Below are 13,930 nucleotides of genomic sequence, written 5' to 3' on the forward strand. Positions count from 1 at the left end.
CCGTCCTGGCCGCCGCGGATCAGAGCAGTTTCAGGTCGTGCGCCCACACATCGGCATCCGTCCCGGCGTCCGCCTCGACCAGCCGGTGCTGGACCGATACGACGACGGCGGCCTCCTCCTCGGTCAGGCCCGCCAGCACCTCGCGCTGCGCGGTGCTCAGCTGGTCGACGGGAAGTCCCGCTTCGCGCAGGGCTGTCAAGGGATCGAACACGTCACTCACCTCTTCCACAGGGCCGCACGGCGGCGGCCAGATATCGATCGGCAGGATCCGGTTGACATAGCAGTAGGCCACCAGCTCCGCCCTGTTCCGGCAGTTGAACCGGTCCAGGAGGACGCTGATCTCCTCGCCCACGGTGTGCCTGCTCAGGCGCAGCGCACGGGCCACGCGGTCGGTCGTGTGCCCCTGCGCCACCATGGCCACGAGTACCCGGCCCCGGCCGGATATCTCGGCACCCCGTATCGCCGTCATCAGCACGAGCTCCTCACGACGCGTTCCGTACGAACAACTCGCGGATCATGACGGCGGCCATGAACGAGACGCCGTGCCAGCGCGCCTTGCGTTCGAACCAGAGCCAGTCGCCGTCCGGGTTGACCTCCAGGAACACCGGCTCCCCGGTGTCGGAGACCAGCAGGTCGAACGCCCCGTAGCGCAGGTCCCACGCGGCGCACAGGGTGCGCACCGCGTCGGCCACCGGCCGCGGGCAGTCGACGCGCGTCACGGTCACGCTGCCGGGATCCGTCATCAGGCTCGACGGATCGGCCTTGCTGACCTCGAAGGCGCAGAGCCCGCCGTCGAGTTGGTACACGCGCAGCTCGCGGGCGTGAGGCACGTACTCCTGGACCACGACCGGACGGTCACCGGCCGCCGGGGCGGCCGACCCGGGTTCCCCCGCCACCGCCTCCCGGCCGACGACCGAGGGCAGGTACGCCTTCCAGTTGCGCCGGTCCGCTTCGAACAGCCGGAAATCCGGAGTCTTGACCACGAGGGTCGGGCCGCTCAACCCGCGTGCGCCCGCCGGGACATCGTTGGTGACGACGGTGCGCGGCGTCCGCACACCCAGCCCGCGGGCCAGGGCCAGCCGGTCCGGGCCGGCCGCCGTGGAGCCGGGCAGGGCCACGGTGGCCGCCGAGGCCACCTGCCGGAGGAACCCGGACCAGGACTCCGCCCGCAGCGGTGTCATCGAGCCCGGCGGCCGTGCCTGCGCCACCAGCGCACAGGCCGAGGCGTGGCGCACCCAGACCACGGCCGGCCGCACCCGGCGCCCGGCGATGTCCAGCAGACCGGTGTCCAGGTCGAGCGCCATGGGCGTCGAGAGGAGTTCGTCCTGCTGGACCAGAACCGTGGGGGTTTCCAGCGGTCCCGTCAATGCGTCGCGAACGATCTCCAATTCACGGCCGCCCGCGCAATTAACAAGAACCACAACGGATTTGCCGTCGCGGTCTTCCGCATGTCCTGAACGGCTCATGCAGCGAATGCTAGCCAACGCGGACGGGCGGAGGGGGGCAGAGCAGAGGCAGTTCAAAGGCAGCTTGGTTCTCCGCCGCGCCCGTCCTGTCCGACGGGCGTAACGTCCACCCGCAGCTACTCGATCGGCATTCCTGATACCTGGTGAAACACCAATCACATTGTGGAGGGCGGACCGTGGCGAACGGTGTGGTGAACGCCGAAGAGCTGACCAAACGATACCGGGGGAAGGATACGCCGGCCGTCGACGGCATCTCCTTCGAGATCGCCAAGGGCGAGACCATCGGGCTGCTGGGACCCAACGGTGCCGGGAAGACCACCCTGATGAAGATGATCTGCGGCGTCACCCCTCCCACCACCGGGAGCATTCGGGTGTTCGGTGTGGATCCGGCCCGCGATCCGGTCGCCGCCAAGAGCGGGATCGGTGCGATGCACCAGTCCGCCCCCTACGACGAGATGCTCTCCGCTCTGGACAACCTGCTGATCGCCACCCGCTTCAAGGGCCTGTCCTGGCGCACCACCCGGCCCTGGGCGCTGGAGGTGGCGGAGTACCTCGGGCTGAAGGACGCCCTGTCCCAGCTCGTCTTCCAGCTGTCCGGGGGGCAGCGCCAGCGCCTGCAGCTCGTACGGGCGCTCCTGACCATCCCCGAACTCCTCATCCTCGACGAGCCCTCGGCCGGACTGGACGTGGCCGGCCGGCACCAGATCGAACGGTTCGTGCGGTGGCTCCGGGAGGAGAACGGCATGACCGTGATCTGGACCAGCCACATCATCCAGGAGCTGGAGCGCAACGCCCAGCGCGTCCTGGTCATCAACAAGGGCAAGGTGGTCCGCTTCGCCCAGCCGAGCGAGCTGGTCCGGGAGTTCGGCGGCGCCCACCTGCTGGTGAAGGTGGACGACGCCGTCGCGGCCAAGGTCGTCAAGGAATGGGCCGGCGCCGCCGGTCTGTCCGCGACCGCCGAGGATGCCGAAGTACGCATCGAGAACGCGCAGGTCCGGGACGTCCTGCCGCAGCTGTCACGGCACTGCCACGACTCCGGAGTCGCGATTTCGGGAATCTCCACCGTCACCGACTCGCTGGAGCGGGTATTCCTGCGCATGACCGGGAACGAGGGCTGAGACCGTGTCCGACTTGGCATTCAAGAACACCGCACCGGTGGCGTCGGGGAAACCGGCCGACTTCACCGCCGTGTTCTACCGTGAATACGCGCTCCTGGCCCGCAACAGGGTCAACCTGATCCTCGGGCTGACTCCGATGCTCGTCTACCTGCTGCTGGTCAACACCTCCCTCGGCAATGTCGTCGGGAACATCACCTACCGGGGAGAAACACTTCCGTTCTCGGTGTTCCTCCTCCCCATGGTGCTGTCCATGTCCGTGGTCAGCGCCTCCGGGACGACCGGCATGGCGATGTTCCAGGAGGAGATGAGCGGAGTGTCGACCCAGCTGTGGAGCTGGCCGCTGCGCCGCTCGCGCTTCCTGGCGGGCAAGCTGCTGGCCGGGGTCTCGCTGGTGCTCGCCCAGAGTCTGCTGGCCCTGGCCGTCGCCGCGGTCATCTTCGACTACCCGTTCCACGCCTCCCACTGGATCTGGCTGCTGCTGGCGCTGGTGCTCTCGTCGGTGGCCTTCAACGGGCTGTACCTCGCGGCGGCGGTCCTGATCAGCGACTACCGCACCTTCATGGTGCTCACCAGCGTGTCCGTGCCCGTCCTGGTCTTCGCCGCCCCCTCGCTGTCCACCTCGCAGCAACTGCCCACCGTGCTCCGGTGGATCTCGACGGTGAACCCGGTGTCGTACGCGGTCACCGGGATGCGCGATGCCGCGATCTTCGGCCTGGGGGAGGCCTGGCCCTCCCTGGTGGTCCTGGCGGCCGTGGCCCTCGTCGCCAACTTCGTCGCCGGCCGTGCACTGCTGCGCCGCACCCGCAACCTCTGATTCGCAGCCTCTGACCCGCTGGGAGCCCCTCATCGTGCAGACCGACGATTCACCCCTGTCCTGGCTCGCCTCGCCGCAGGACCGCTCCGTACTCCGCCTGCCGGGGACGAACAGGGCCCGGCTTCCCGCCGCCACCTGGGAGATGGCGACCCGGGCGGCGGCCAAGGTGGGCGTCACCCGGGTCGCCGACATCACCCGGCTCGACAGCATCGGCATCCCGACCTTCCAGGCCGTCCGGCCGTTGTCCCGGACCCTCGCCGTCTCCCAGGGCAAGGGGATGACCTCCGAACTGGCCCGGCTGTCGGCGGTGATGGAGTCGGTCGAGACCTGGCACGTGGAACAGCCGGTGGAGCCCGCACTGACGGCCGCTCCCCGCGACATCGCCGCGCGGCTCGGCTACGAGGTCTCCGCGCTGGCGCCCTGCGTACCGAGCCTGCTGCACGACGGGCTCCCGCTGGAGTGGATGGCGGCCAGGTCGCTGGTCGACGGCGCGCCGACCTTCGTCCCCGTGGACACCGTCCGGCTGACGCTGGAGGAGAACACCGACTGGAACCCGCCGGTGTTCTTCGAATCGACGAACGGACTGGCCAGCGGGAACACGCGGGTGGAAGCCGCCATCCACGCACTCTGCGAGGTCATCGAGCGGGACGCAATGACGGCGGCGCTCACCGGGGGCGGGGAGATGGGCGTGCGCGTCGACCCCCGGACGTCGGGATCGGCCGAGGCCCGGGAACTGTGCGAGCTGATCGAGCGGGCCGACGTCACCCTGGAGGTCCGCCTGGTGCCGTCGCCCACCGGTCTGCCGTGCTTCCTGGCCTGGGTCGCCTCCTTCGAGTACCCGGCCGCGATGTACGGGTTCGGCTGCCATCTCAGCCCCGACATCGCTCTCACCCGCGCCGTCTCCGAGGCGGCCCAGGCCAGGCTCGCGTACATATCGGGGGCGCGGGACGACCTGCGGGACGACTTCGGCCACGTGGACGCGGCCCGGCTGGAGAGCGCCCGGACCGCCCCGGCGGCCGGCATCGGGGACCTGTTCCAGGAGCCCGTCCGGCACGACAGCCTGGTCGGCGATCTGGAGTACGTGGTCCGGCAGGCGGCCACCGCCTTTTCCCACCCGCCGGTCGTCGTCGACCTGACGCGGGACGAGATCGGGGTCCCGGTCGTCAAGGTCGTGGCGCCGGGCAGTCGCGTATGCGCGGAGGTGCTGTAGTGAGCGGATCCAGGGTGGTCGTCTACGCCGGGCCGACGATCTCCGCGGCCGACGTGCACGCGGTGCTCCCGGAGGCGGAGGTACGCCCGCCCGCCGGCCGGGGAGACCTGCTGGCCGACCAGTGGCGGCCGGGAGACGTGGTCGTCGTCATCGACGGCTACTTCCGGGAACGGCGCTCCGTCGGCCACAAGGAGATCCTCCAGGTGCTCACCGAAGGCGCCGAGGTCATCGGCGCCGCGAGCATGGGCGCGCTGCGAGCGGCGGAACTGGGCCCGTGCGGGATGCGGGGAACGGGCGCCGTCCACGAGATGTACGCCTCGGGCGAGATCGACGGGGACGACGAGGTCGGTGTGCTGCACGGCCCGGCCGAGCTGGGGTACCCGGCGCAGACCGTGGCGCTGGTCAACCTCCGCTACGGCTGCGAGGAGGGGGCCGAGACGGATCTGGTGCCGATGGCCGCCGGACGGCGGATCGTCGCGGCCGCCGCTGCCCTGCCCTTCACCCACCGCGGCTGGAAGGACATCGAGCGGGCACTGGAGGACCAGGACCACGACGCCCTGCGGACGCTGGAGGAGATGATCGGCTCGGGCGTCTGGGACCTCAAACGGCTCGACGCCGTGGCGGCGCTGCGCGGCGTCGCGGACCGGGGCGCCGGGCCGGCCGCGCCGGCCACGGTCGACGTACCCTTCACCGGGATCAGCCGCACCCAGTCCCTGGTCCGGCGGACCCGGCGCGAGTACGCACCCGGCCGCTGGATGTCGGACCTCGACGTGCTGGACGCGGCCCGGCTGTTCGACGACGGCTACCCGGAACTGCACGAGAGCGTGTCGAACGCCCTGCTGGAAGACCTCGCAGGCGCCCGGGGCACGACCCTCGAAACGTACGCGGCGGCCAAACTGGGGCTCGACGGCACATCGCCGCTGCCGGACTCACTCGCCCGCTGGTTCACGGAACGGGAACGGGCGGAGCTCACCGGCACGGACCGGATCCGGCTCCTCATGGTGCGGGTGTGGCCGGTATGGCAGTCGGTCGACTGGAGGCCGGCAGTCCTGGAACGCCTGCGGGAGTCCGAGCGGTGGGAGGAGTGGTGCGAACTCGTCGCCCGGGCGGACGAGGCCACCGAGGCGGCCCGCCCCCGGCTCGTGGTCCCGCCGCCGGGGATGTGCGCGAAGCTCTTCCTGCGCCACTGGCAGCGGCGCGGCACCTCACCCGACGTCGAAATGGCCCGGCGGGGCTTCTCCGGCCCCGACGGGCTCGGCGGAGCGGTCACGAGGTTCTTCGCCTACGACATCCGGCGCGGCCGCGAACGGGGGAGCTCAGCCGCCCGGTGACCCGTTGACCCGCGGTGTGCGGGTGCCGGGACGGTGGTCACCGGGGTGTTCCAGCCCGAGATCCTCAGGCGCGCGGCGGATCCCCGCAGGTCGGCCGTGCGGTAGCTCGCCGTCAGGGTGGTGGATTCGCCGGGCCAGAGACTGACCTGGTTGTCGGACCAGCGCACGGGCAGCACGGGCACGCCCCGGCCGTCGACGAGGTGGACGTCGGTGAGGAGCGCGGGCGTGCTGCCCGTACCCGCGTGCCGCAGGGTGACCGTGGTGGTGGAGGTACCCGAGGCGGTCGTGGTCACCGCCTTCGCGGACACCGGGGTCGCGGCCATGGAGCGCAGCCCCGTGAGGTCCGCGTACCCGGTGGTGGGGGTGTGGTACCAGTCGCTGGCCGCGTAGTCGAGGACGTCGGGCCGGGTCGAGAGCCAGTAGACGTTGCGGCTCGTCTCCCGGCCGGCGCCGTCGCTCAGCACGAGACGTGCCAGGTAGGTGGCGGGCAGCCCCGCCACGGCGGCGGGCAGGGTCAGCGCGGTCGTCCTCGCGCCGTCCCCGGCGACCGAGATGCCGCGCACGGTCCGGTCGTACTTGGGCACCCCGGCGGGGGTGAACAGCGTCACCCGGGCGGTCAGCCCGGACGCGGGGGCGTGGCGCCGGTTGACGACGGCCACGGTGCGGTCGTCGTACGAGTACTGGACGTGCAGCGGCTCGTTCGCCTTCTTCGCCCCGAAATAGGCGCCGCCCTGGTCGAGGTGACGGTCCAGCAGCTGCCAGTGGAGCGAGGTCCAGCCGCTGTTGAACATCCAGTAGACGACCCCCGTCGAGGGCCGGTCGACGTCCTTGGCGTTGCGGGCGTACGCCTCGAACTGGGCCCGTACGTTCTCGTACTGGGCGAGCTGCGCCTTGCGGACGTAGTCCTCAAGTGAGCGTGGTGCGCCGTAACGCGTGCCGAGGGCCTCGCCGTACAGCTTCAGCGTGCCGAAGGTCCGCGAAGGGGAGCGGTGGTACTGGCGCGCCGACGGGTCCCGCCACAGCGTGTCCAGTTCGGTGGGGGACATCATGCGGCGCAGGGTGTCGAGGGTGGGGATCGAAGGTCCCGCGCTGGTCTCGGAGTTGAAGCCGGTGGCCCCTCCCTCGCGCTTGTCGTACCAGTAGCCGGGCGGCACCCAGTCGTAGGGGCCGGTCATCCTCATCCCCGAACTCCCGGTCAGGGGAGCCGAGGCGGCGGTGGCCGCGGACACCACCGGGGTGCGCCAGTCGGCGGCCCGCAGCGCGTTCACGTACCCCTTCTCGATCCGTGCGTCCGGCGCGAAATCACTCCCGATGAGGAAGGAGGCCACACTGGGGTGGCCGCGCAGCCGGGTGGCCTCGGCGGCCATGGAGGCGGCGGCCACCGGATAGGCCTCCTCCTCCCAGGGCTCCCCGGCCTCCGTGCCGTTGACCTGCCCCTCCCACTTGCCGCAGCACTGCCAGCCCGGCAGCGTGAGGATCCCGTACCGGTCGGTGAGGTCGAAGAACTCGTCGGGCTCGATGTGTCCTTCGAGGCGCAGGGTGTTGAGCCCGAGGTCGAGGGCGTACTTCAGCCGGTCCTCCACGTATCCGCGGTCCCAGCGCAGGAATTCGTCGGGTGACCAGCCGCCGCCGCGGACGAGCAGGGGGCGCCCGTTGACGGAGTACTGGCGGGCGCCGTCCCTGTTGAGCGGGGCCCGCACCTCGCGGATGCCGAAGCTCTGGGTGGCCGTGTCGGAGAGCGTGCCCGATACCGTCGCCGTCAGCCGCAGCCCGTACAGCTCCTGCCCGCCCATGCCGGCCGGCCACCACACACGGGGGGAGCCGAGCCGGAGTTGGGGGTGGGAGGCGGGAGTGAAGGCGACCGTCCGCCGCTCGTGGGCGCGCAGTGTGACGTCCTGGCGGAACGAGGCGTGCGCCGCGTCGACGGCGCCGGACACCCTGGCGGTGACCGGGACGGCGGAGTCGTTGCGCACCTCGGCCTTGACGGTCAGCTCGGCGGAACCGAGTGAGGGCAGTGCCAGGCTGGTCACGACGTGGACGTCGCGCAGGGCGACCGGCCCGCCGCGGCGGACGAGCACGTCGCGGACGATGCCCATGTTCGCGTCGGGCGGCGGCTGCAGCCAGTCGAGCCAGCCGGCGGTGAGGTGCTTGTGGGGGTTGTTGGGTCGGATCAGGAAGGCCACGGTGTTCGTGCCCGCCCGTACGAGAGCGGTGACGTCGAGTTCGTGGTGGGTGTACGCGCCGGTCACCTGAGCCGCGGTGGCGATCCGCCGGCCGTTGACGTACACGTCCGCAGCCGAGATCACCCCGCTGAAGTCCAGCAAGGTGCGGGCGGTGGTGTCGGCCACGACGAAGTCGGAGCGGAACCACCACGGGGCGGTGAAGTCCTTTGCAGGGATGCGCTGTTGGTTCGTGGAGTAGAAGGGGTCGGGATACGTTCCGCGGGCGAGCAGGGCCGCGAGTACGGTCGAGCGCCGGCCGGCCGGGTACCAGCCGCCCGTCCGGTAGCCGGGGGAGGATACGGCGGCCGGTGTGTCGGCGACCCGGGCCGTCGACTGCACGGCGTACCCCGACAGCGGGGTCGTGCTCCCCGGAGTCGCCGCGACGGTGGTCACCGCGGAGGCGGGGGCGGCAGTCCGGCCCGGGGCGGGATCCGGTGCCGGGCCGGCGGCCGTCAGGGCGCACAGCACCCCGAGGACGGCCAGGGCGTGGGCGCGGAAGCGGACTTGGACGCGGGTACGGACACGGACACCACGAGTGCGGGTGCGGGTGCCCGTGCGGAGGCGGGTGAAGGTGCGGACGCGGGCGCGGACTGGGCGGTGCGGCACGGCGCTCTCCGAGCGGGCTGGTCGTCACGAACGCCCCGACGTTAGCCCCGCCGCCCGGGCCCCGGCCGATCGGCGCGCGCACCGGGCCGGGGTGTCGGTCCGGGTCGCCCGATCGGCGGCGGCGGTCGCGGTCCGGATCGCCGCCGCTCCGGGCCGGCGTCAGCGGGCTGCCGGTGCGGCCCCCGTCTCCACCCCCGCCCCCGCCCGCGCCCCCGCGGGCTCCGGGAGGCGCCTGGCCAGCGCCCAGGCCAGCAAAGGGAGCACGGCCAGCGGCAGCAGGGCGGTGCGCAGCGAGGTGGCGTCGGCCGCGGCACCGATGAGGGGGCTCGCGAGGCCGCCGACGCTGACGGTCAGGCCCAGGGTGACCCCGCTCGCCGTGCCCATGCGCGTCGGGAGGTAGTCCTGCCCCAGGGTGACCTGGAGGGAGAACGGTACGTACAGCGCGGCGGCGGCCAGCGCCGAGCAGACGTACACCAACGGCAGCGGGAGGAAGAGGACGCCCGCGACGGCGGGTACCGCGGCCGCGTAGGAGCGGTGGACGGTGGTGACCCGGCCCCAGCGGCCGGCCAGCCGGCCGCCGAGGAGGGTGCCGCCGGCGCTCCCGGCGAAGAGGGCGAACAGGGCTGCGGCTCCGGCCGTTCCGCCGCCGCCGCGCTCGCGGACGTACAGGGCGATGAAGGTGCTCAGGCCGATGAAGACCACCGAGCGGACGACGACCACCAGGCAGAGCCGCAGGAAGGCGCGCCAGTCGTCGCCGGGCCGCCGGGCAGGGACCGGGACTCCCGCCCCTCCTGATGGCGAACCCTTCGTGGAAGGCGGCCAGTTGAGGAACACTCCGAGCGCCGCCGGTGCGGCCAGCAGCCACCACCCCGCCCGGCCCGGCAGGGCCAGCGCGCCGACGACGAGCAGTGGAGCGCACGCGAAGCCGATGTTGCCGCCGAGCGCGAACCAGCTCATCGCGCCGTGCCCGGAGCCGCCCATCGTGCGGACCAGCCGGGCGGCCGCCGGGTGGTAGGCGGCGACGCCCAGCCCGGACAGGGCGACGGCGGCGAGCGTGGCCGCGTACCCGGCGTCGAGTCCGACCAGCGCCACGCCCAGCCCCGCCACCGCGGTGGCCAGCGGGATCAGCCAGGGCATCGGCCACCGGTCCGTGAGCGCTCCGAACAGCGGCTGGACCACCGAGGAGAGCAGCGAGGCGGCCAGCACGATGCCGGACGCGGCGGCGTAGCCGTACGCGCGCTCGGAGACGAGGAAGGGGACGAGCGCGGCGACGGCGCCCTGGTAGACGTCCACGCAGGAGTGGCCGGCGGAGAAGGCGGCGGTACGGAGCCGGACGAGGGCCGGCCCGGAGGTCGGCGCAGGCGGAGGTGTCGGAACACGGGTCGGTGCAGGTCCAGTGGAGGTCACCGGTCGAGAATCGCTCTCGCCGGGGGCGGCCCGCTTCCGATAAATTGCCGGGTGATGCAGAAAATCCGCCACACCCCCCGCGCAGCGACGAGCATCCGCGAGCTCGACACCCACAAGGGCATCGATCCGCACCGGCACGACGACCACCAGATCTGTTACGCGGGATCCGGGGTGGTGGCCGTCACCACCGACGCCGGTACCTGGGTCGCCCCGCCCACCCGCGCCCTGTGGATCCCGGCCGGGACGGTGCACGAACACCGGGCGTTCGGCCGCGTGGACCTGCACTGCGTCGGCCTGCCGACCCGCCTCAACCCGCTGTCGCTCGCCGCCCCCGCCGTGCTGGCCGTCGGCCCCCTGCTGCGCGAGCTGATCCTGGAGTACACCCGGACCCCCCAGGACGACAGCGCCGAGCGGCGCCGGATGCTGGGGGTGCTGCTCGACCAGCTGCGGGCCTCACCGCTGCAGCCGCTGCACCTGCCCGCTCCCACCGATCCACGGCTCGCCGCGGTCTGCGCGCTGCTGCACGCCGATCCGGCGGATTCCCGCGGGCTGGCGGAGCTCGCCGCACAGGCCGGGGCCGGGGCCGGGGAACGGACCCTGAGCCGGCTGTTCCGCGCGGAGCTGGGCATGACGTTCCCCCAGTGGCGGACCCAGCTGCGGCTGCACCACGCGCTGCGGCTGCTGGCCGTCGACACCCCGGTGACGGCGGTCGCGCACCGCTGTGGCTGGTCCTCGGCGAGCGCGTTCATCGACGTCTTCCGCCGGGCCTTCGGGCACACCCCGGGGACGCACACCAAGGGGCACTGAGGCCGGCTCCGAGCGCCGGGTCCCGCCGCGCAGTCCGCGTTCCGCCGGGAGAGCATGGAGGGAGGACCGGATTCGGGGCCGGGCGACGATTCGGGCCAGGAGACCGGGAGGACCCCGTGGCACAGACCCGGACGACAGACGTACTGATCACGGGGGCGGGCCCGGTGGGGCTGAGCGCGGCGGCCGAGTTGCGCCGGCACGGCGTGAGCTGCCGGCTGGTCGACCTCCTGCCGGCCCGGCTCCCGTACGCGAAGGCGGTCGGCATCCAACCGCGCACGCTGGAGATCTGGGACCGGATGGGCCTGGCCCGTACCGTCCTGGAGGCCGCGGTCGAGCTGGGCGGACAGCTGATCTACGTGAACGGCCGAGAGCAGGCCCGGATCGCGATGGAGCTGCCGCCCGAGGTGCCCTACCGGTTCGCCGCGCTGCCGCAGTACGAGACCGAGCGCCTCATCGAGGAGTACGTGGCCGCCCTGGGCACCGTCATCGAGCGCGGCACCGAACTGCTGTCCTTCACCCAGGACGCGGACGGGGTCACCAGCCGGCTGCGCACCGCCTCCGGCGCCGAGGAGGAGCTGCGCACCCGGTACCTCATCGGGTGCGACGGAGCGCACAGTACGGTGCGCAAGGGGCTGGGTCTCGCGTTCGAGGGCGGGGCCTTCCCGGAGGGGTACATGCTGGCCGACGTCGAAACCGACTGGGACCTGCCCCACGGATACGCCGTACGGTCCACGCACTACGGCGCCGACGGGGCCATCGACGACGTGCTGGTCGCCGTACCGCTGCCCGGCGCGAACCGCTACCGCATGACGATGCGGATCCCGCCCGAGCTCACCGCGGAGCCCGGTGAGGCGGGGTCCGGCGCGCCGGGCCGCCCGGTGACCGGGGACGGCGTGGAGCACGGGCTGGAGCGCGGCGGCCGGGTCCCCGATCTGTCCCACATCCAGGCCGTCGTCGACCGCCTGGCCCCGGCCCCGACCACGCTCTCCACGATGCGCTGGTCGTCCGTCTTCCGGATCAGCCACCGCATCGTCGACCGCTACGGCGACGGTCGGGTCTTCGTCGCGGGCGACGCGGCGCACATCCATCCGCCCACCGGCGCCCAGGGCATGAACACCGGGATCCAGGACGCCTGCAACCTGGCCTGGAAGCTGGCCCTCGTCCTGCGGGGAGCGGCGGGTCCCGCCCTGCTCGCGGGCTACGACGCCGAGCGCCGACCGGTCGGCGAAGAGGTCGTCGGCCGGACCGTGCGGCACGCGTCCGGGCCGGGGTTCCACGACGACTCGGACGACTCCGGGACCGTGCTGCTCCGTGAGGCGCAGTTGCTCGTCGGCTACCGGGGCGGGCCGCTCGCCGGCAGCCCCTACGGACCGGCCGACGCCCCCCAGCCCGGCGACCGGGCCCCGGACTGCGCCGGGCTGACCGTGCCCATCGCGGCCTACCCCTTGCGGCTGCTCGACGTCCTGCGCGGGCGCACCGGCCACGTGGCGCTCCTGTACGGGGCCGACGCCGCCGACCTGGCCGGGGCCGCCGCGGGGACCCTGGCCGCGCAGTCGCGGCTGCCCGGCCTGCGGACCGTGGCCGTACTCGCCCGCGATGCCGCCGAGGAGGCGTCCGGCGCCCTGGACGTCCCCGGGTACCGGGACGCCGCCGGGGAGTTCGCCCGGTTGTACCGGCCCGACGGCCCGACCGGTTTCCTCGTACGCCCGGACGGATACCTCGCCGCCCGCTTCGCCCTCGCCGACACGGCGGCGGCCCTGTCCGGCTACCTCACGGCCCTGTCCGGCTAGACGGTTCGGCCAGCGGCGACCCCATCGGGGCGCCGCCGGCCGGGCGGCCATACTGGCCGGTGTGAAGACCGAACGCGACACCAGCGGCGACACCCGCGAGGACACCGTGCTGTGCGCCGTCGAAGGCCGCACCGGGGTGATCACCCTCAACCGCCCCAAGGCCCTCAACGCCCTCACCCACCCCATGGTGCTGCGCATCACCGAGGCCCTGACCGGCTGGGAGCCCGATCCGGCGGTGGACCAGGTGCTCATCCGCGGCGCGGGGGAGCGCGGGCTGTGCGCGGGCGGGGACATCCGGGCCATCCACGACGACGCCAAGGCCGGCACGAGGGCCTCGGCCGGCTTCTGGCACGACGAGTACCGGCTCAACGCGTACATCGCCCGCTACCCCAAGCCCTACGTGGCCCTGATGGACGGCATCGTGATGGGCGGCGGAGTCGGCGTCTCCGCACACGGCAGCGTCCGCGTGGTGACCGAACGCTCCCGCGTCGCCATGCCCGAGACCGGAATCGGTTTCGTCCCGGACGTCGGCGGCACCCACCTGCTCGCCCGTGCCCCCGGCCGGCTCGGCACCCACCTCGCCCTCACCGGCTCCGCCGTGGGGGCCGCGGACGCGCTGCTGTGCGGGCTCGCCGACCACTTCGTCCCCGCCGACCGGCTGCCCGCGCTGACCGCGGAGCTCGCCGGAGCCCCCGCCCACGAGGTGCTGGCGCGGTACGCGGCCACGCCCGGGCCCGGGCAGCTGGCCGCCTGGCGGGGCTGGATCGACCACTGCTACGCCGCCGCCACCGTCGAGGAGATCGTGGACCGGCTGTTCGCGTACGGGGATCCGGCGGCCAAGGAGGCTGCCGAGACGATCCTCGCCAAGTCCCCGACCGCGCTGAAGGTGACGCTGGAGGCCGTCCGCCGGGCCGCCGCCCTCGGCGGCCTGGAGCCGGTGCTGGAACAGGAGTTCCGGGTCTCCTGCCATGCGCTGACCTCGCCCGACCTGGTGGAGGGCATCCGGGCGCAGGTCGTCGACAAGGACCGCAGCCCGCGCTGGTCCCCGGCCACCCTGGGCGAGGTCACCGGGGAGGACGTGGCCCGCTTCTTCGCCCCGCTCGCCGGCTGAGCCCCTGCCCGCCGGCTGAGCCCGCCCGGCCGGTGGAGACGGCCTAAG

Annotated in this window: 11 protein-coding genes; 7 read left to right on the forward strand and 4 right to left on the reverse strand. The window is 72.9% G+C overall.

Features of this window, described 5'->3' with window-relative positions; translation table 11 throughout:
- Positions 1 to 19: 19 nt before the first annotated feature.
- Positions 20 to 469: a helix-turn-helix transcriptional regulator gene (locus tag OG389_RS31535; protein WP_328301980.1), complete on the reverse strand. Its 450-nt coding sequence runs from the start codon at positions 467 to 469 to the stop codon at positions 20 to 22.
- A 13-nt stretch (positions 470 to 482) separates the two neighbouring features.
- Positions 483 to 1,466 (reverse strand): hypothetical protein, encoded by a 984-nt coding sequence (locus OG389_RS31540; protein WP_328301982.1) that lies wholly within the window; start codon positions 1,464 to 1,466, stop codon positions 483 to 485.
- A 176-nt stretch (positions 1,467 to 1,642) separates the two neighbouring features.
- Here OG389_RS31540 and OG389_RS31545 point away from each other — a divergent pair, with 176 nt between their 5' ends.
- Genes OG389_RS31545 through OG389_RS31560 form a run of 4 tightly spaced genes read left to right on the forward strand, consistent with a single transcriptional unit; the run spans position 1,643 to position 5,939 of the window.
- Positions 1,643 to 2,584, forward strand: coding sequence for an ABC transporter ATP-binding protein (locus tag OG389_RS31545; protein ID WP_328301984.1), 942 nt, complete (start codon positions 1,643 to 1,645; stop codon positions 2,582 to 2,584).
- Positions 2,585 to 2,597: 13 nt separating this feature from the next.
- The gene (locus OG389_RS31550) at positions 2,598 to 3,398 is read left to right on the forward strand and encodes an ABC transporter permease (RefSeq protein WP_328301986.1); all 801 of its coding nucleotides are present in this window, start codon (positions 2,598 to 2,600) and stop codon (positions 3,396 to 3,398) included.
- Positions 3,399 to 3,432: 34 nt separating this feature from the next.
- Positions 3,433 to 4,608 carry a YcaO-like family protein gene (locus OG389_RS31555; RefSeq protein ID WP_328301988.1) on the forward strand — a complete coding sequence of 392 codons (1,176 nt, stop codon included), beginning with the start codon at positions 3,433 to 3,435 and terminating at the stop codon, positions 4,606 to 4,608.
- On the forward strand, positions 4,608 to 5,939 hold the full coding sequence (locus OG389_RS31560) for a TfuA-like protein (protein ID WP_328301990.1): 1,332 nt from the start codon (positions 4,608 to 4,610) through the stop codon (positions 5,937 to 5,939). Before OG389_RS31555 ends, OG389_RS31560 begins: the two co-directional genes overlap by 1 nt.
- On the opposite strand, the gene OG389_RS31565 is transcribed toward OG389_RS31560, so the two are convergent.
- Both OG389_RS31565 and OG389_RS31570 read right to left on the reverse strand, forming a co-directional pair.
- Positions 5,891 to 8,629, reverse strand: a complete 2,739-nt coding sequence (locus OG389_RS31565; RefSeq protein WP_328304245.1) for a glycoside hydrolase family 2 protein — start codon at positions 8,627 to 8,629, stop codon at positions 5,891 to 5,893. The two genes, OG389_RS31560 and OG389_RS31565, sit on opposite strands and share 49 nt — an antisense overlap.
- A 297-nt stretch (positions 8,630 to 8,926) precedes the next feature.
- Complete coding sequence (locus OG389_RS31570) at positions 8,927 to 10,060, reverse strand: MFS transporter (protein WP_328304247.1); 1,134 nt, start codon at positions 10,058 to 10,060, stop codon at positions 8,927 to 8,929.
- A 168-nt stretch (positions 10,061 to 10,228) separates the two neighbouring features.
- Between OG389_RS31570 and OG389_RS31575 the strand changes: the two genes are divergently transcribed.
- The 3 genes from OG389_RS31575 to OG389_RS31585 all read left to right on the forward strand — a co-directional run bounded on the left by OG389_RS31575 (position 10,229) and on the right by OG389_RS31585 (position 13,882).
- On the forward strand, positions 10,229 to 10,981 hold the full coding sequence (locus OG389_RS31575; protein WP_328301991.1) for an AraC family transcriptional regulator: 753 nt from the start codon (positions 10,229 to 10,231) through the stop codon (positions 10,979 to 10,981).
- 116 nt (positions 10,982 to 11,097) lie between these two features.
- Positions 11,098 to 12,771: an FAD-dependent monooxygenase gene (locus tag OG389_RS31580; RefSeq protein ID WP_328301992.1), complete on the forward strand. Its 1,674-nt coding sequence runs from the start codon at positions 11,098 to 11,100 to the stop codon at positions 12,769 to 12,771.
- A 61-nt stretch (positions 12,772 to 12,832) separates the two neighbouring features.
- Positions 12,833 to 13,882 (forward strand): enoyl-CoA hydratase/isomerase family protein, encoded by a 1,050-nt coding sequence (locus tag OG389_RS31585; protein WP_328301993.1) that lies wholly within the window; start codon positions 12,833 to 12,835, stop codon positions 13,880 to 13,882.
- Positions 13,883 to 13,930 lie beyond the last annotated feature (48 nt).

Source organism: Streptomyces sp. NBC_00435 (assembly GCF_036014235.1).
In the GTDB taxonomy this organism is placed as follows: domain Bacteria; phylum Actinomycetota; class Actinomycetes; order Streptomycetales; family Streptomycetaceae; genus Streptomyces.